The sequence below is a fragment of the uncultured Campylobacter sp. genome, from assembly GCF_938030785.1.
Taxonomy (GTDB): Bacteria; Campylobacterota; Campylobacteria; order Campylobacterales; family Campylobacteraceae; genus Campylobacter_B.
The window spans coordinates 1-16,550 of sequence record NZ_CALHIK010000063.1; the positions used below are offsets into that span (position 1 = coordinate 1).

The 16,550-nt window shown below is 49.3% G+C and carries 20 protein-coding genes; 7 read left to right on the top strand and 13 right to left on the bottom strand.

The genetic code is table 11. The annotated features are described in order from the left end of the window. Window positions 1-278 precede the first annotated feature (278 nt). From Q0438_RS03260 to Q0438_RS03320, 13 genes are all read right to left on the bottom strand, one after another. The gene (locus Q0438_RS03260; protein ID WP_299187337.1) at window positions 279-563 is read right to left on the bottom strand and encodes a hypothetical protein; all 285 of its coding nucleotides are present in this window, start codon (window positions 561-563) and stop codon (window positions 279-281) included. 250 nt (window positions 564-813) lie between these two features. Then, the gene (locus tag Q0438_RS03265; protein ID WP_299187338.1) at window positions 814-1,713 is read right to left on the bottom strand and encodes a HAMP domain-containing sensor histidine kinase; all 900 of its coding nucleotides are present in this window, start codon (window positions 1,711-1,713) and stop codon (window positions 814-816) included. A gap of 217 nt (window positions 1,714-1,930) precedes the next feature. Beyond that, a complete protein-coding gene (locus Q0438_RS03270) occupies window positions 1,931-2,593 on the bottom strand; it encodes a response regulator transcription factor (RefSeq protein WP_299187339.1) in 663 nt (220 codons plus the stop codon). Between the two features lie 370 nt (window positions 2,594-2,963). Next, window positions 2,964-3,494, bottom strand: a complete 531-nt coding sequence (locus Q0438_RS03275) for a DUF1104 domain-containing protein (RefSeq protein ID WP_299187340.1) — start codon at window positions 3,492-3,494, stop codon at window positions 2,964-2,966. Between the two features lie 182 nt (window positions 3,495-3,676). Next, the gene (locus Q0438_RS03280; RefSeq protein ID WP_299187342.1) at window positions 3,677-3,874 is read right to left on the bottom strand and encodes a hypothetical protein; all 198 of its coding nucleotides are present in this window, start codon (window positions 3,872-3,874) and stop codon (window positions 3,677-3,679) included. A gap of 12 nt (window positions 3,875-3,886) precedes the next feature. Further along, window positions 3,887-4,432 carry a superoxide dismutase family protein gene (locus Q0438_RS03285; protein ID WP_299187343.1) on the bottom strand — a complete coding sequence of 182 codons (546 nt, stop codon included), beginning with the start codon at window positions 4,430-4,432 and terminating at the stop codon, window positions 3,887-3,889. Window positions 4,433-4,497: 65 nt separating this feature from the next. After that, entirely contained in the window at window positions 4,498-5,166 is a 669-nt protein-coding gene (locus Q0438_RS03290) for a molybdenum ABC transporter permease (protein WP_299187344.1), read from the bottom strand. A 55-nt stretch (window positions 5,167-5,221) separates the two neighbouring features. Then, window positions 5,222-5,863 (bottom strand): substrate-binding domain-containing protein, encoded by a 642-nt coding sequence (locus Q0438_RS03295; protein WP_299187346.1) that lies wholly within the window; start codon window positions 5,861-5,863, stop codon window positions 5,222-5,224. Window positions 5,864-5,979: 116 nt separating this feature from the next. Next, window positions 5,980-6,831 (bottom strand): ModD protein, encoded by an 852-nt coding sequence (gene modD, locus Q0438_RS03300; RefSeq protein WP_299187348.1) that lies wholly within the window; start codon window positions 6,829-6,831, stop codon window positions 5,980-5,982. Window positions 6,832-6,840: 9 nt separating this feature from the next. Beyond that, window positions 6,841-7,356 (bottom strand): nitroreductase family protein, encoded by a 516-nt coding sequence (locus tag Q0438_RS03305; RefSeq protein ID WP_299187349.1) that lies wholly within the window; start codon window positions 7,354-7,356, stop codon window positions 6,841-6,843. Between the two features lie 490 nt (window positions 7,357-7,846). Next, entirely contained in the window at window positions 7,847-8,512 is a 666-nt protein-coding gene (locus Q0438_RS03310) for a ThiF family adenylyltransferase (RefSeq protein WP_299187352.1), read from the bottom strand. Beyond that, window positions 8,494-9,270 carry a 5'/3'-nucleotidase SurE gene (gene surE / locus Q0438_RS03315; RefSeq protein WP_299187354.1) on the bottom strand — a complete coding sequence of 259 codons (777 nt, stop codon included), beginning with the start codon at window positions 9,268-9,270 and terminating at the stop codon, window positions 8,494-8,496. The genes Q0438_RS03310 and surE overlap by 19 nt, the downstream gene beginning before the upstream one ends. A gap of 73 nt (window positions 9,271-9,343) precedes the next feature. Then, window positions 9,344-9,847, bottom strand: coding sequence for a hypothetical protein (locus Q0438_RS03320; protein ID WP_299187357.1), 504 nt, complete (start codon window positions 9,845-9,847; stop codon window positions 9,344-9,346). Between the two features lie 69 nt (window positions 9,848-9,916). On the opposite strand from Q0438_RS03320, the gene Q0438_RS03325 reads away from it, so the two are divergent. The 7 genes from Q0438_RS03325 to Q0438_RS03355 are packed head-to-tail and all read left to right on the top strand — an operon-like array spanning window position 9,917 to window position 16,273. Further along, window positions 9,917-11,074 (top strand): lipid-A-disaccharide synthase, encoded by a 1,158-nt coding sequence (locus Q0438_RS03325; RefSeq protein WP_299187360.1) that lies wholly within the window; start codon window positions 9,917-9,919, stop codon window positions 11,072-11,074. A 48-nt stretch (window positions 11,075-11,122) separates the two neighbouring features. Beyond that, a complete protein-coding gene (gene greA, locus Q0438_RS03330) occupies window positions 11,123-11,614 on the top strand; it encodes a transcription elongation factor GreA (RefSeq protein ID WP_299187363.1) in 492 nt (163 codons plus the stop codon). Between the two features lies 1 nt (window position 11,615). Beyond that, on the top strand, window positions 11,616-12,623 hold the full coding sequence (argC, locus tag Q0438_RS03335; RefSeq protein ID WP_299187366.1) for an N-acetyl-gamma-glutamyl-phosphate reductase: 1,008 nt from the start codon (window positions 11,616-11,618) through the stop codon (window positions 12,621-12,623). Between the two features lie 43 nt (window positions 12,624-12,666). Further along, window positions 12,667-13,401, top strand: a complete 735-nt coding sequence (locus Q0438_RS03340; RefSeq protein ID WP_299187368.1) for a UDP-2,3-diacylglucosamine diphosphatase — start codon at window positions 12,667-12,669, stop codon at window positions 13,399-13,401. A gap of 31 nt (window positions 13,402-13,432) precedes the next feature. After that, a complete protein-coding gene (gene serB / locus Q0438_RS03345; protein WP_299187371.1) occupies window positions 13,433-14,056 on the top strand; it encodes a phosphoserine phosphatase SerB in 624 nt (207 codons plus the stop codon). Further along, entirely contained in the window at window positions 14,049-15,056 is a 1,008-nt protein-coding gene (locus Q0438_RS03350) for a transaldolase (protein WP_299187374.1), read from the top strand. Before serB ends, Q0438_RS03350 begins: the two co-directional genes overlap by 8 nt. Beyond that, window positions 15,056-16,273: a type IV pilus twitching motility protein PilT gene (locus tag Q0438_RS03355; RefSeq protein WP_299187375.1), complete on the top strand. Its 1,218-nt coding sequence runs from the start codon at window positions 15,056-15,058 to the stop codon at window positions 16,271-16,273. Before Q0438_RS03350 ends, Q0438_RS03355 begins: the two co-directional genes overlap by 1 nt. Window positions 16,274-16,550: the final 277 nt, after the last annotated feature.

The window sequence follows — 16,550 nt, forward strand, 5'->3', positions numbered from 1 at the left end:
GAAATGATCGATTTTAGCAGAGAGCGGGGCGCTCGGCGAGAAATGATCAAATTTGCCCCGCCTATTTTGACTTGGACGTTTAGTTAAATTTTGATTTTATGTAAAAGACGAAGTCAAATTTAAAAGCGGCAAAGTAAATTTTCGCCGCTCAAATTTAGCCTATTTTGCCTCGCTTGCCTTTTGCCTACGCACAAATTTTAAAATTTGCCGCATGTTTTAAAAAGATCGGCGTGCGTTTGAAGGGCGGCTACGTGCTTAAAATAGCTGCGCCGCCCGTTTTAATAAAGCTCTACTCCGCTTCGGCGGAGCAGAGCCTGTCTAAATTTTAAATTTACCCGCGCGTAGTCCATGCCAACGCACCGAGCGGTAAGAATGGGAAGCGGGATAGCTTTCGTTCGAGTATCAAAACCCAAAGCGACGCCGCCTTTTGTGCGGGCTATGAATACGGCATGCATGAGATAGCAGAGCAAGCAGGCTCGATCGACGCGCTGCAAAATTTTCGCGAAATTTTGCTGGTTGTCGCACGCGGTTTCATCCGCGTTGCTACAAAATTCTATCCCCAACCGCCGCGATCTTGTCCGCGTCCAAATAAAATTTCACGAAATTCCGTAGAATTTTACGCTGTGTATTCTGCAAACCGATCGGCGAATTTTTTCGGACGCGACCGAATTGCATGCGCAAATTCCGCCGTCAAATTATAACCTAGCGCAAATTTTACGGACTGAATCGCTAGCTAAATTTAAACCCACGCGGTTAAGCTCAGCAAGCCCGCCTGCTAAAATTTCGTTCGCGCAGAATTTCATTTGGGTAACGTTAAAATTCCAGCCGAAACTCCGTCTCGCCCGGCTCGCTTCTGTACGAAATTTTAAGCCCGAGCTCGTCGCAGTATTTTTTCACGATAAAAAGCCCGATGCCAAAGCCGCCGTTGCGCTGATCAAAGCGGGTGTAAAGCTCGAAAATATGCGGCAAATTTTGCTGCGCAATGCCCGCGCCGCTGTTTTTAATGCTAAGCGAGCGCTCGCGCAGGCTCACCTCGACGCAGCCGAGCTCATCACAATATTTTATCGCGTTGCCAAGCAGATTGTCGATGATTTTTCGCAGCTTAAACTCATCCGCGCAAAAGACTACCGGGCGCAGATCGGCGCTTAAGCTTATGCACTTTTGCTCAGCAGAGACGCCGAAATACTCGATGCGGCTTTGCAGTAGCTCGCCTAAATTTACCTCTCGCCCGCTGCCGCTTTTGTTTAAGCTTAGCGCGGTTAGGTCCTCAAACAGCGCGTTTATCGTGTTTGCGCCCGCCTTGATATTGCCCAGATATTTTTTCGCATCGGTATCAAAAAGCTCGATACTCATCAAAATCACGCTAAGCGGGGTTTTTATCTCGTGCGTCGTGTCGCGGATGAAGCCGTCAAGAAACTCGATCTTTTCGTAAAGCGGGCGCAGCGAAAGGCGGATGATAAAATACGCGATCAGCAAAATAAGCGCCAAAACAAGCGCGCTCGCGGCTAAAATTTTAAGCTTCAGCGCCGCTAGCTTACCCTCAAGCGCCTCAGTTTTGATCGCTACGTAGTACTCCGTGCCGTCCTTGGCGGTGAGATTAAACTGCTCGATCCTACTGACTCCCTCCATATACACGCGCGGCGCGTCATCCTTCGGCTCGAAATCCCGCGCGATCTCATCGCTGCTATTCAGATCCGCCGCGTATGCCTGCATAGCATCGAAATCGCTCTCGTTTAGGCGCCCGCCGCGCGCGAGCTTAGCCTCTAAGCCGTGCTTGAAATCCCTGATCGCAAAGGCATCGCGATCCGCGATAAAAAACTTCTCCCGCTCGTAAAATACGGCTGCTTACTAGCGCCAAAAACAGGACGCTGGTGAGCGTATAGAGTAAAAAAATCGGTAGAATTTGACGCATTTTGGACACGGCGCGCTCCTAGAGATATTTGTAGCCGAGCTTGGAAGCGTTTATGATGCGATCCTTACCCAAAATTTTTCGCAGCTCCGCGATATAAACGCGCAGGCTAAGCTCGCTCGGGCTCTCGTCGTAGTCCCACAGCGCGGCGAAAATTTCATCTTTGCTAAGGAATTTATCGCGGTTTTTTAGAAGCAGAGCAAGAAGCCGCGCCTGCTTTTGCGGCATCGGCACGAGCCTATCTGCATGATATAGCGCGCGCTGAGCCATATCGAAACTAAAACTTCCGCTGATATTTTCGCGCAGGGCGGCGTTGTGGATGAAGGTGCGCTTTAGTAGATTATCCGCGCGCAGAGCCAGCTCTTTTAGCTCGAAAGGCTTTTTGAGGTAGTCGTCGCAGCCGCTTCCAAAGCCGCTTTCGACGTCTTGCAGAGTATTTAGCGACGTCGTGAAAATGCACGGTGCTCCGCGCCCCGCCTCGCGCAGCTCGCGAAGCAGCGCAAAGCCGTTGCCGCCGATGATTTTGACGTCGAAGATCCACAGATCGAAGCTCTTTTCGTACGCTAAAGATAGCGCCTCGTCGTAGCTTTTGGTGCCGCTTACCTCGTGCCCCGCGCCGCGCATATAGGTGCACATCATATCTAGCAGCATCCCCTCGTCCTCGACGATCAAAACCCTTGCCATAGCCCGCCTCCTTGCGTAGAATTTTTGAAATTATACCCTGTGAAATTCCATGTAAAATTTAATTGCGAAATTTCACGGCAAAATTTTATCGCAGCGAAACAACGCGTCTTGGCTCAAAAGTATGCTTACTAAATTTAGGCTTATAAGATTGCTCGCCTAGTATTATTCGCACGGCGCGGCGCAAGAAACTAAAATTTTACGATATAAAATTTTCGCGCCGCGAAATTTTAAAATTTACAGGTAAAACACTGGGCTTTAAAATTCCGCCGCTACGAAATTCTAAAATTTTAAAATTCCTGCGCCGTGTTTCGATAAAACAAAATTCCGCGTAAGTGCTGCGCGGAACTACGTAGCTTGCGCGTAAGCGGCACTACTGCGCCATAGGACACGGAGCGGCGCCCGCATTTTGATTGCACGGCATCTCGCCCCTTGGCGGCATTGCCAGACCCTCACCGTCGCCCATTCCTTTATGCGGCATATGGCCGCACTCTCCTGGAGCCGTCTGCGATCTGTGCGGACTGAACCCGCGAGCGGGCCTTTTAAATTTGCCGAAATTACCGCGATCCTTAAGCTCGATATCCAGCCTATCTGCTTGCTCGACGCTTAGCTTGCCCGCCTGGACGTTATAGTTTTTTCTAAACTCGTCTAGGAATTTCTCGCGATCCTCGACGCTCATAGCGTCCAGTTTCTTTTTAAACTCCATCTTAAATCCGCGCTTAAGATCCCTTGCCTGCGCCCTTAGCTCGCCTGCGCGTTTATCGATCTCAAACGCCGCTTCGCTTAAGCTCTTGGCGTCGGCGCCCGCGACTGCGGCATTGATCTGCTCGGGGCTGCTTGAGCTAAAATCTGCGGCGAACAGCACGCCCGCGACTAAAACGCTTGCTAAAACAATCTTTTTCATTCTCTCTCCTTTGTGAAAGTTAGCGTGATTGTAGGAAAAAGTCGTGAAGAAAAAGTTAAATGAAGCTCGCGCTGCCAAAATAGCTCGGCGCTGTAAATTTAGAGTCTTGATTTAAATTTGAAAAATTTTGCGATGCTGCTGCGGCAAAAACAGGGCGTAATGCGTGCAAACGGAGTTAAATTTTAAAATTTAAGCGGGAAGGGGGCGCAGCGCATAAATTTAATACAAAATTTGCGCTGCATAGGTTGTATCAAAAGCCCGCCGTGCGTAAATTTAACGGCAGAGCGGGCGTATCTCGGCGCTACGGACGGCGAAATTTCGTCGCGTAAATTTAACCGCAGGGCTGCTAAATTTAGAGATTGCGGATGATTAAATTTCATCCGCAACGAAGCCTATTTTATAACGCCGCAGACCATTCTAGCGCCACCGCCGCCGAGCGGCTTTGGATGGTCGCTGTGGTTATCGCCGCCTACGTGAACCATCAGCGAGTGGCCCTTTAGCTCATCTAGGCTCTTGATCTTCGGAGCTAGCACCGGATAGACCGCATTGCCCTCGACATCAACGAAAAGCGCAGGCAGATCGCCCTTGTGGCCGCTATCGTCCCAAGCAAACGAGTGCTTTTTGGTATCGCTTGGATCCCAGTGGCCGCCCGCTTTCATGCCTAAGCCCTTCTCATTTGCGCCGCAGTCGGCGTTTTGATGCACATGAAAGCCGTGCGCGCCGCTAGCAAGACCCTTTAAATTCGGGAAAAATGCCACGCCGTAGTTCGTCTCGACCGCTACGACCTCGCCGACGGTTACGTTGCCCTTCTCGCCTAGCTGCTCCATAGTGATGACGAGGTGTTTACCAGTCTTAGGATCGAAATTTTGCATATCGCCGTGCTCGTGAGCGATCAAGGCGCTTGCGACTAAAATTGATGAAATTAGAAATTTCTTCATGAAAAATCCTTTAAAGTAAAATGAGAGTGCAATTTTATCCAAAAATACTTAAAAAATAATTTTTCTTATTTAGATAAATTTTGCTTTTTATCTAAAAGACTTATCGCGAAGAATAAAATCAAGCTAAAAATCACGAGCAAAACGCTTAAAATCAGCGCTCGCTCGTTTTCTCCGTCATACACGGCGTTGTAGATCGCAAGGCCTAGCGTGTCGGTTTTGCCCACGATGTTTCCGCCCAGCATCAGCGTGATACCTACTTCGCCAAGCCCGCGCGAGAGCGCTAAAATAAGCGCGGAGCCGAGCGTTTTAAGCGAGCTTGGAAGGATTACGAAGAGGAAAATTTGAGCTCTGTTTTTGCCCAAAATTTGCGCGGCTTCGATTAGGCTCTTCGGAAAGAGCTCAAAGCTCGCACACACGGGCTTTACAAACAGCGGCAGCCCCACCAAAAATGCGGCGATTACCAATGAATAAAAGTTAAAAACAATGTCTAAATTTAACGCAGAGCCGATAAAACCGCTCTTTCCGAAGATGTAAAGAAGCAAAAATCCCGTCGCGATCGGCGGGAAGATGAGCGGAAAAATCACTAAAATTTCGACGATCTTTTTAAATTTGGCTTTGCTGAAAGCCAAAAAATATGAAATTGCTAGCCCTATTGAAATCAGCAGCAAAAAGCTGCAAAATAGGGCCTTGGTGCTTAGTATCAGAGGGTGCGCGATCCAAGCTATGTCGCTCATTTAAGACCGAATTTTGAAAAAATCTCTTTTGAGCGATCCGATTTAAACTCTTCCATCACCTTTTCGCAAAGCGCCTCATCGCTGCACGCGCTAAGCCTTGCGATACCGATGAATGCGGGGCTATAGAGGCTCTCGTCAATGTAGATGATCGAGCCGAACTCATCTTTTTGGCGACCGCTTCGGTGCTGTTGATAAAGCCCGCCTGCACCTCGCCGTTGATGACGTAAGCGACTACCTGCGGCACGCCCGCGACGGCTAAAATTTTATCTTTTACTCCGTCCATTTGGGCATTTTGTAAAAACTCGTTCGTTCTGATACCGTAAATCGCCTTTTTAGGATCGGGCATCGCGATTTTATCGAACTTTGCGATCTCCGATACGCCCTGTATTTTGATATTTTTCGGCGTCACCAAAACTAGCGTGCCGCGCCCGACGCGTTCAAATTTAGTGATATTTAGATCGCTTTTTTTCAAAAACGCCTCATCTCCCACGATGAATGAAATTTTATTCTCGCGCGATTGAATGACGAGCTGGCCAAGGTTGGCAAACGATCCCGCTACGTCCATGCCCTCTTTTTTCAAATTTTCGATCACGGCCGAGACGGGCTTTTTATATCCGCCGCCGGCCGCAATGATCAGCTGATCCGCGCAGAACGAAACGCTTGCCGCAAGCGCTAAAATAAAAGCAATTTTTTTCATGAAAATCCTTTTTTTGAAATTTTAAGAATTCTACAAAATATACTCTTATTTATTAATAAATCGCGTTTTTATGCCTTGTTTTAGACTTCTGCGCCTTAAATTTAAAATTTAATATTTTAGATAAATTCTATCTTTCCGCCTAGATCGCACACGCCCTGATTCCAAACTGCCGAGCTTACGAGCACATCCGCGCCGGTAGCTGCAAACTCGGCGCAGTTATTTTTATTTATGCCGCCCGCAGCGCAAATTTTAATCTGCGGCGCCGTTTCATCTCGCCTCAAAACGCAGGCTCTAAGCTCGCTAGGGCTCATCTTATCGCACATTATCGCATCCGGCGCGTATTTTAAAAGCTCGCTAAATTCGAGTTCGCTCGCCACTTCGATCATGATCTTTCGCTCGGGCGCGCGCTCTTTAAATTTAGCGATCTGCGCGCAAAACTCGCCAAAGCTCGCAAACGCGCGAATGTGGTTTGAAAAAAACAGGACGCTGTCGTGCAGCCCCAGGCGGTGCATCGTTCCGCCGCCCGCTATCAGCGCATTTACGCAAAGCTCCTTCGCAAAAGGAAAGCTCTTGCGCGTCGCACCCAGCACGCAGCGCGGATTAGCCTCTCGCATCAGCGCAACCATCTCGTGCACGTAGGTCGAAATTTTACAGGAGTACTCAAACACGATCTGAACGATCTTCCAAGCTTTATGCAGGCTCTCAAAGCTCCCCTGCGCGCTAAAAATTTCATCCCCCGCGCAAAATGCGCTTCCCTCGCGCGCTAGCCGCCCCGTCTCGCAGCCGAGGCGCGCCGCCACTTCGCGCGCAATCTGCCCGCCGCTAAAGATCAGATCCTGCCTCGTTACGATCGAAAGCCGCGCGGGCGCATTTAGATCCACAAAGTCCTGCAAAAGCTCGGTCGTAAGGTCCAAAAACGCGCCGTCGCTTGCGATAAGATCGTCGATTTTACTCTGCGAAATAAACATACGCTACTCCTACAAAAAGTGAATTCTCTCGGGCTCAAAGCGCGAGTGCGGCTCAAATTTACGGCTCGCAAAGCCGATCGGCATGATGCAAAATGGCTCCAGAGCGGCAGGCAGATTTAAAATTTCGCGCACGCGCCCCATACGGTAAGGCTCGGGCGCGATGCCCGACCACACGGTACCGAGCCCCAAGCCTTCGGCGCAAAGCCAGATATTCATCGCCGCGCAGGCGCAGTCAAACGGCACATAGGCGGGGAATTTCAGCTCGCTCTCTTTGAAGCAGATCACGATCGCAAGCGGCGCGTCCTTGATGTAGTCGCCGTAGGAGCTCACGCCGCTTAGAAGCGACAAAAGCTCCCTGTTTTTAACGACGTAAAATTCCCACGGGCGCTGATTTGCAGCACTTGGAGCCTGCATCGCGGCTTTTAAAATTTGCTCGATTTGCCCATCTGTAGGCATCTGCTCGCTAAAACTTCGCACGCTCGTGCGGGTAAAAATTTCATCCATCTCTCGCTCCTTTTTTATCATCGTTTGCTCTTTTAAATTTTATCGCGGCTTGACAAATTTTAAATTTCATCGCAACCTAGCCGCGCGACCCGTTTAAGACTCGCCCGTGTTTCTACGCGTGGCTCGGTCGCTGCGCGGCTTGAGTGAGGATTTGATTGCGCTTAAAATCTCGCCGCGCCTTAAAATTTTAAAATTTCCGCGACCAGTGCGCATCGCGTCCGTCTGCATTTAAATTTTAAACCTCGGCGCGAGAGTATCCGCCCGCTGCGCCTGTGTGAACCGCGCCGCAAAATACACGCGGCGGCGAAAGCGTGCAAATCGCGATCTTTTAATTTTATCTCTCATCAAGCCTGCGCCGAACTTTGCGGATAAAATTTTATCATTCGTGGCAAATAAAATTTCGCCTTCGTGCCGAGTAAATTTTATCTTCGTCGCTCGGTAAAATTTCACTTTCGTCGCTTTTAAATTCTAGCCGAGCGCCAAAACGCTATGAAATTTTAAGCGTTTAAATTTATCGATCGCCTATCAGTCTGCGCACGACGTAGCTTGCGATGAAAAGCCCGAAGCTAGCGGTCACTCCCATGAAGCTACCCATCGATTTGACGCGCGGCGGCTCGCTAGAGCAAACGACGTCAAAATCGCCCGCAAAGCCGCGCTTTCGCAGCTCATATCTGATCTTGCGCGCAAGCGGATCGCCTTGCGTCTGCCAGATTGATCGGATTTCGATCCGAGCGGGATCGAGCCTCTTTGCGCCGCCCATCGAGCTTACAAATCCTACGCCAGCCTCGCTGCAGCGCAGCGCAAGAGCGATCTTAGCGCCCACGTCATCGATCGCATCGATTACGAAATCAAATTTTGCTAGATCAAATTCCGATAAAAATTCCTCATCGATCCTAGCGGTGATCGGCGTCACGCCTTTAAATTTGCGCGCGAAAACCTCGCATTTTAGCTCGCCTACGTGCTCGCTTCCGAACTGGCGGTTTTGGTTGGTTATCTCGAAGCGATCGCAATCGATCACGCTTAAGCTTACCGCGCCGCTGCGGTACAGCGCCTCTATCGCCGCTCCGCCCACGCCGCCGCAGCCGCAGATTAAAATTTTAGCGCTTTGAAGTTTTGCGAAATCCTCGCCGAAAAGCAGGCGCGAGCGCGAAAAGCGGTCTATTTGAGCCTCGTCCATTCTTCCAAAACCCTCATCTGCTCGTGCGCGGTCAAATTTAGCTTGATCGGACTTAGCGTCGCCCGCCCTTCAAAAAGCACCGAAATGTCGCTGTTTTCGTTCCTGCTCGCATCAAAGTCGAACGTGGATTTGCCGAGCCAATAATACTCAATTCCGCGCGGATTACGGTTTAGCTGCGCGTCGGTATCGTAGAGCTTCTCGCCGCACGCAGCAACCGAAAGCCCCTTAAAATCTTGCTTCGAGACGGCAGGAACGTTTAAATTTAAAAACTGCTTCGGCGGCAGCGGAAAGCCTTTTTTAAAGATTTTCTCGACCAATTCCACCGCGAGCTCGCACGCGAGATCAAATCCGTATCGCTGCAGCGAGTCCGCGACGTAAAACTGGCTCACCGCAAGCGCGGGAATGCCTTGCAAAACCCCCTCCATCGCGCCTCCGCACGTGCCCGAATAGGTCACGTCCTCCGCGACGTTGGCGCCGTGATTTATGCCGCTTATCACTAGATCGGGCTTGCGGTTATACAGCGCGCGGAGCGCCAAATACACGCAGTCTGCGGGCGTAGCGTCATCGAGTTTGAAAAATCCGTCGTCAAGCTTGATAAATCTAAGCGGACGGGTAAGAGTGAGTGAGTGCGAGCATGCCGATTTCTCCGAGCTTGGCGCTACGATGGTGACGTTTGCGACCCCTCTTAGCGCGCTTGCGAGCTCCAAAAGCCCGCGCGCTTCGAATCCGTCGTCGTTGGTGATTAAAATTTCTTTCATATTCTCTCTTTAAATTTAAGGGATTTTGGGCATCGCCCTTTAAATTTGCGGCTAAGCTTTAAGCCTGGCCCTCTCAAAGTCCCGCCCTAAGGCAAAACTCCTCGTTGATCGCGGCATCAAATAGATGCGAGCTCGGGTAATCGTAAAAAAATCTATGCACCTCGCCCACCCCTTTTTTCATCAAAATCCGCGAACTAGGCGTGTTGCAGCTACGATTTACGATATCTGCCTGCAAAAATTTCAGATATTTTTTTCTATCGCTGTTTTTTAAATTTGCCCAGCCCGAGCTTAGCGTGTAGTTGTAAACTACGTCGCTTCCTTGCGCGCCGACCTCCTCTAAGCTCACGTATTGCGCTATTTTGATGCGATTTTTTGCGCCGCCGTTATTTGCCGCGATCTCGCTTGCCGCAGCGCGCGCGATAACCGCCGGATCGCCTATTTGACTAAGCGCCTCGAACTGCGCCGTTTTAGCGGGGTCTTCGTAAATCTGCTGTTTTTGATACCCCGGCGAGCCGCCGCAGCCGCAAAGCAAAAGCGCAAACACCCCCGCTGCGGCTAAAATTTTAAAATTTTTCATCTTAAATCCTTTGTCGGCTTAATTTTAGCACATTTTGATATAATTGCCAAAAATTCATAAAGGCTAAATTTGAAATACCTAATCTCCTGCTTAGAGCCCTCGGCGAATCTACATTTTAAAGAGGTTCTAGCGCACCTTAAAAACCTTGATCCCGCTTGCGAGATTTGCGGAATTTTCGATGAAAAACTTGGCTCGCCGATATATAAAAGCAGCGAGTTTTCGGCGATGGGCTTTGTTGAAATTCTGCCGCTGATTTTAAAAGCCAAGCGCGCCGTAGCGCAGATGACTCGGCTTGCGGCGGAGTGCGATCGCGTGCTACTCATCGACTCGCCCGCGTTTAATCTGCCGCTAGCTCGCGCGATCAAGGAAAGCGGCGCGCGCGCGGAAATTTCATATTATATCCTGCCGCAGGTTTGGGCGTGGAAGCCGCACAGAGCGGAGAAGCTGAAAAAATTCTGCGACAATCTGCTCTCCGTCTGGCCTTTTGAGGCAAAATTTTTCGGCGCGGACTACGAGGTAGATAAAGACGCTATGTCGCAAGAAGCAAAGGGTAAGGACGCTGCACCGAAAGAGGATGCCGCGCGCCAAAGCAGCCAAAGCGCCGAAACCGCAAAGTACTCCTTCGTGGGGCATCCATTATTAGACGAGATAACGCTGCGAAAACAAAGCTACGATAAACAGGGCAAAATCGCCTTTATGCCGGGCTCGCGCAGGGCTGAAATTTCAAGACTGATGCCGATTTTTAGAGCCCTTGCGCCTAAATTTGAAAATAACGAGCGAGTCTTAATAATCCCGCCGCATCTGATGGATCAAAGAGATGAAATTTACGGGTCTCTGGACGGCTTTAGCATCGCAAACGATACTCCTGCCACGCTTAAGGATTGCGATTTTGCCTTCATCTGCTCGGGTACGGCGACGCTCGAGGCGGCGCTCATCGGCACTCCGTTCGTGCTGTGCTACAAGGCTCGCGCGTTTGACGTTTGGCTCGCGCGAAAGCTCGTAAAGCTAAAGCACGTGGGACTTGCGAATATTATTTTTGATTTTTTGGGCGAGGAGCCTCTGCACGAGGAGCTTTTGCAAGGCGAAGTAAGCGCGCAAAACCTACTCGCCGCATACGAGCACTGCGACGCCGCTAAATTTCAACTTGCGAGCGAGAAGCTGCGAGATTATCTGAAATTCGGCTCCAGCGAAAACGTGGCAAAAATTTTAACGCAGCCTGCGAGCTAAAATTTTAAGGCTAAAGCTTATATAATTTGATAAAAAGAAAGGAAGATTATGACGACCGAACCAATGACGCTTTACGGATATGAAAAGATCACCTCCGAGCTCAAAGAGCTTCAGAGCGTGAAGCTGCCTCACATCGTGCAGCAGATCGACATCGCGCGCGGACACGGCGATCTGAAAGAAAACGCCGAGTACCACGCAGCGCGCGAAGAGCAAGCGTTTCTACTCTCGCGAATCGCCGAGCTTAGCGATATCGTCTCTCGAAGTAAAATCATCGATCCCTCGACCTACGAGCACGACCGCGTAAAATTCGGCTCCACCGTTACCTTTATGGACGTGGAGACCGAGCGAGAGGAGATTTACACGATCGTAGGCCTTAGCGAGGCGGACATATCGCGCAAGCTCATCAATATTAATACGCCGCTCGCGCGCCAGCTTTTAGGCAAGGCAGAGGGCGATCAGGTGGTGCTTCAGCTCCCATCGGGCACCCGCGACGTAGAAATTCTAAGCGTCGAATATAGGCCGATCAAATTTGGAAAATAAGATGAAAAAGGCTGGAATCATCGGCGTTAGCGGCTATACCGGGCTTGAACTGATTAAAATTCTACTTTCCCATCCGAGCTTTGAAATTTCGTATTTAGGAGCCTCGACGCAGGGCGAGATAAGCGAGATTTTCCCGCAACTTCGCGGAGTTTTGCAGATGCCGGTACGAGTTGCCGATGCCGCCGATGCCGCAAAGGCGTGCGATCTTATTTTTTTGGCGCTGCCGCATGAAAAAGCGATGGAATTTGCCCGCGAAATTTTAAAATTTAAAAGCGTCAAGGTAGTCGATCTATCGGCCGATTACCGCCTAAGCCGCGAGCTTTACGAGAAAAATTACACCGCGCATTTAGACCCTCGTAATTTAGCCCACGCCGTTTACGGACTGCCTGAGCTAAATCGCGAAAAGATCCGCACCGCGCGCCTTACGGCAAATCCGGGCTGCTATCCCACCTGCTCTATTTTGGCGCTCGCGCCGTTCGTGCGGCTGCTCGATCCTGCCCTCGGCGTATTTATCGACGCAAAAAGCGGAGTAAGCGGCGCGGGCAAGACCCTTAAAACGAGCAGCCATTTCGTAAGCGTAAACGAAAACGCGGGCGCCTACTCGCCGATCTCGCATCGCCACGCAGACGAGATCAAAGAGCAGCTGCAAATTTTAAGAGGCGGCGCGTTTAGCACGCTTTTCGTGCCGAATTTGCTGCCTATTACGCGCGGAATGCTGATTAGCGCGTTTGGCGTACTGCAAAAGAGCGTGGATGTAGAGGCGGTGCTACGGGAATTTTACGAAAATGAGCCTTTCGTGCGCGTCCGAAGCGAGCCCGTGAGTATAAAAAACGTCGCAGGGACGCACTTTTGCGATATTTTTGTAAAAACGGCGGGCGATAAAATTTGGATCAACTCGGCGATCGATAATCTTTTGCGTGGAGCATCGTCGCAGGCGGTCGCAAACGCAAATTTAATGTGCGGTTTCGCCGAAGCTACGGCGTTGCCGCGTATCGCGCACGGAATTTAAGCGATGAACTTTTTCGCAAAAGCGCTCACGCGCGGGAGCCTAGATGCAAAATGATCAAATTCAGGCGATAAAACCGGGCGCGATCTTTATCGGCGATGCGCACGCAGGCGCGAGCAGACCGCAATTTTTGAAATTTCTGCGCGCGCTGAAGGCTGAGCCTACGCCGCCGTCTCAAATTTTTATGATGGGCGATATGTTTGATTTTTTAGCAAATACGACCTATGTGCAGCGCTTCTATGAAGAGGAGATCGCGCTAATAAACGAGCTGTCGCGAAAATGCGAAATTTTTTACTTCGAGGGCAACCACGATTTTAATCTGCGCGAAATTTTCCCCCGCGCAAAAGTTTATCCAAACGGCGCGCAGCCCGTGAAATTTATCTGCGAGGGCGGCGAGGCGGTGCAGATTGCGCACGGCGATCTGTTTTTGCCGCGCCTGACGCAGTTTGCGCTGCTTTCGCTACGAAACAGAACTTTTCTGAAATTTATGGATCTGCTCGATCGCGCTTTAAAATTTAAAATTTCAAAGATGATCTTAAAATCGCAAGAGGGGAAAAATCTCTACAGAAAAATGCCGGATTTTAAGGCCATAATCGCGCCGAAGATCGATTTTTACGCGGCAAATTTGATCATCGAGGGGCATTATCATCAAGATGAAATTTTATATTTCGGCGAAAAAAAATATATAAATTTATGCTCGTTCGGGGCCGGGAGCAAAATTTACGAGGTCGCAAAAAGCGAAAAATTTATGCTAATTCCAAAAAACTTAAACTTAAATTAGCTATAATTCCTAAATTTTTGTGAGGATATTTATGATAAAGCTTTGTGTTTTCGACTTTGATTCTACGCTGATGGACGGCGAAACGATAGGTCTTTTCGCCGCTAAAATGGGCACGCAGAGACAAGTTAGCGAAATTACGAAGCGCGCAATGGCGGGTGAGCTTGATTTTTTCGAGAGCCTTAGCGAGCGGGTGGCGTTAATAAAGGGGATGAAGCTTAGCGATGCTAAAGCTATCGCGGAAAGCCTGCCTTTTGTTTGCGGCGCTAGCGAGATCATCGCGTATCTGAAAAATAAAGGCATAAAAGTGATCGTCTTTAGCGGCGGATTTCATCTAGCCACGGACGCCGCGCAGAAAAAACTGGGTTTTGATGCGAGCTTTGCGAACTATCTGCATGAAAAAAACGGAATTTTAACCGGGCTTTTCGGCGGCGAGATGATGTTTGGCTACTCAAAAGGCGCGCTGCTTGCGCAGCTTAAATCGCTGATGGGTCTAGAGACGAGCGAGGTAATGTGCGTGGGAGACGGCGCGAACGATGTTTCGATGTTTCGCGAGGCGGGGCTTAAAATCGCCTTTTGCGCGAATGAAATTTTAAAAGAGCACGCGAGCGTCTGCATTGAAAAAAAGGATTTGAAGGAGATTATGAAATATGTATGATAAAGCCCTAAATTTCAGCCTTTGGTGCGACTTTTTGGAGCGCGATTTTATCGATAAAGATTTCGACGAGCTGATCAAAAAAGGGATAATTAACGGCGCAACTTCCAATCCTGCGATCTTTAAAAACGCAATTCTAAGCTCTCCCGCGTACGACTCGGCTAAAGAGGAATTTAGAAAAAAAGAGCCTAAAAAGCTGTATGAAATTTTAGCCACCGCGGACATCAGAAGCGCGGCGGAGAGCCTGCTTAAAAATTTCATTAACGGCGATGACGGCTTTGTAAGTATCGAGGTCGATCCATATTTCGCAGACGATGCCGAAGCGATGTATCGCGAGGGCAAACACCTATACGGCACGATCGGCATGCCAAACGTTATGATCAAAATCCCTGCTACGAAGGCGGGCTACGAAGCGATGCGCGATCTGCTAAAAAAGGGGATCAGCGTAAATGCGACCTTGGTTTTTTCACCCGAGCAGACCATAAAATGCATTGAAGCGATAAAAGAGGGAATTGCGGGCTTTCGTCGCTACTTCCCGAAGGCAAATTTACCAAAAACCGTAATTAGCATCTTCGTTAGCCGCTTCGATAGGTTATTAGATGAAAAAATGGCTGCAGCAGGCCTTCCTACCGGTAAAATCGGCATAATGAACGCCGCAAAGTGCTACAATATCATCGCTAAAGAAAATTTAAACTACGTAAAGCCGCTGTTTGCGAGCACTGGCGTAAAGGGAGACGATCTACCGAAGGATTACTACGTAAGCGAGCTAATGTTTCCTGGCTGCGTAAATACAGCGCCGCTTGAGACCATAGAGGCTTTTGTAGGCGGCGATCAAAAACCCAAAACGCCGCCTGGCGACGCGCAGATAGAGGAATTTTTCGAGCGCGTAGCGGATGCGAAGATCGATATGAAAAAGGTGTATAAAAAGCTGCTGGATGACGGGCTAGTAGCCTTTGAAGAGGCATTTAAAGAGATAATAAAAACACTTAAAAAGGAGAAATGATGGCGGTTTCGATAGATTACTCCAAGTATCAAGTAGACGCTTCCGAACTGGATTTCAAACAGCGAGATAAGCTAAATAAATATCTGGAATTTTTGATCCAAAACGGCGGCAGCGACCTTCATATCAAATCGGGTGCGGTTATTAGAGGGCGTATCCACGGCGAGCTAGTTAAATTTAGCAAGACGCCTTTTTTAAAAGAGGATGCGATGACTCTAGCCAAAGAGCTGCTCATTACGCGCTTTCCGGAGCTCATCGAGAGAAAGAGCGTGGATTTTACCTACAAGCTAAACGACGATTATCGCTTCCGTGTTAATATCTTCTTTCAAATCGACGGTATTAGCGCGGTTTTCAGAACGATCCCGGTTAAAATTCCTGAGATTGACGAGCTGGGTTTACCGCCATCGATCAAAGATATTTGCGACACGGCTATGCGTGGCGTCGTGCTACTTACGGGACCTACGGGAAGCGGAAAGACGACCACGATCGCAAGTATGATAAATCGCATAAATAGGCAAAGAACCAGCCACGTCGTTACGATCGAGGACCCCGTCGAGTTCGTATTTAAGGACGATAAATGCATCATCAATCAGCGCGCTATAGGCGAGGACTGCAATAACTTCGCAGATTCGCTTCGCGCCGCGCTGAGAGAGGACCCAGACGTTATATTTGTGGGCGAGATGCGCGATTTGGAGACGATCGAGACGGCGCTTCATGCCGCAGAGACGGGTCACCTCGTGTTTTCGACGGTGCACACCATCGACGCGAAAGAGACAGTCAACCGTATCATCGCGATGTTTGAGCAGGCCGAGCAAGAGCGCATCCGAATGACGCTAGCATCCGTCCTAGAGGCTGTCATCTCTCAGCGCCTTGCCCGTACTGTCGAAGGCAAGCGCGTAGCCGTCGTCGAAATTTTGCGCAAAAATACTCGTATTAAGGATATGATCCTCGACTCGCGCGACGATGAAATTCCGGATGCGATCGCCGACGGTCGCAATACCTACGGTATGCAGACCTTCGATCAGCACCTGCTCGATCTTTACAGAGACGGTGTCATTACCCGCGAGGAGGCGTTGGATAAGGCCTCTAAGCGAAACGACCTCGATCTGCAGATCAAAAACGTAGACCTTGCCAAAAAAAGGGATTTGGCAGCAGAATCGGGAGAGAGCGCCGAAGAGATGCTCGCAGGCGAAGTCGTACAGCTAAAAGAGATTCGCTGAGTTGCAAATTTTAAAATTCTAAATTTTGCAACTTAAAATTTTAAAGAATTCTGCCTGCCGTTAGGCGGGCGGAATTTAATTCGCCAGCTCGTGCATATGCAAGCATATCTTGATCTTGCAGGATTTAGCGTAAATTTAATCGGCTAAATTCCGTGCGATTTTACTTCTAAATTTCATCGCGGCGCTTAAATAGATTTAAAGCAATATTTGGCTATTATCACACTTCATTTTTTCACAAAGGAAACCTAATGTTAGAAGGTATCGTTAGAGATAGTAT

Coding starts and splice junctions, on each gene's coding strand:
- Q0438_RS03265 (WP_299187338.1), bottom strand. CDS start 1,713: ATGCAGGCATACGCGGCGGATCTGAATAGCAGCGATGAGATCGCGCGG.
- Q0438_RS03270 (WP_299187339.1), bottom strand. CDS start 2,593: ATGGCAAGGGTTTTGATCGTCGAGGACGAGGGGATGCTGCTAGATATG.
- Q0438_RS03275 (WP_299187340.1), bottom strand. CDS start 3,494: ATGAAAAAGATTGTTTTAGCAAGCGTTTTAGTCGCGGGCGTGCTGTTC.
- Q0438_RS03280 (WP_299187342.1), bottom strand. CDS start 3,874: ATGAAATTTAATCATCCGCAATCTCTAAATTTAGCAGCCCTGCGGTTA.
- Q0438_RS03285 (WP_299187343.1), bottom strand. CDS start 4,432: ATGAAGAAATTTCTAATTTCATCAATTTTAGTCGCAAGCGCCTTGATC.
- Q0438_RS03290 (WP_299187344.1), bottom strand. CDS start 5,166: ATGAGCGACATAGCTTGGATCGCGCACCCTCTGATACTAAGCACCAAG.
- Q0438_RS03295 (WP_299187346.1), bottom strand. CDS start 5,863: ATGAAAAAAATTGCTTTTATTTTAGCGCTTGCGGCAAGCGTTTCGTTC.
- modD (WP_299187348.1), bottom strand. CDS start 6,831: ATGTTTATTTCGCAGAGTAAAATCGACGATCTTATCGCAAGCGACGGC.
- Q0438_RS03305 (WP_299187349.1), bottom strand. CDS start 7,356: ATGATAAAAAAGGAGCGAGAGATGGATGAAATTTTTACCCGCACGAGC.
- Q0438_RS03310 (WP_299187352.1), bottom strand. CDS start 8,512: ATGGACGAGGCTCAAATAGACCGCTTTTCGCGCTCGCGCCTGCTTTTC.
- surE (WP_299187354.1), bottom strand. CDS start 9,270: ATGAAAGAAATTTTAATCACCAACGACGACGGATTCGAAGCGCGCGGG.
- Q0438_RS03320 (WP_299187357.1), bottom strand. CDS start 9,847: ATGAAAAATTTTAAAATTTTAGCCGCAGCGGGGGTGTTTGCGCTTTTG.
- greA (WP_299187363.1), top strand. CDS start 11,123: ATGACGACCGAACCAATGACGCTTTACGGATATGAAAAGATCACCTCC.
- argC (WP_299187366.1), top strand. CDS start 11,616: ATGAAAAAGGCTGGAATCATCGGCGTTAGCGGCTATACCGGGCTTGAA.
- Q0438_RS03340 (WP_299187368.1), top strand. CDS start 12,667: ATGCAAAATGATCAAATTCAGGCGATAAAACCGGGCGCGATCTTTATC.
- serB (WP_299187371.1), top strand. CDS start 13,433: ATGATAAAGCTTTGTGTTTTCGACTTTGATTCTACGCTGATGGACGGC.
- Q0438_RS03350 (WP_299187374.1), top strand. CDS start 14,049: ATGTATGATAAAGCCCTAAATTTCAGCCTTTGGTGCGACTTTTTGGAG.
- Q0438_RS03355 (WP_299187375.1), top strand. CDS start 15,056: ATGGCGGTTTCGATAGATTACTCCAAGTATCAAGTAGACGCTTCCGAA.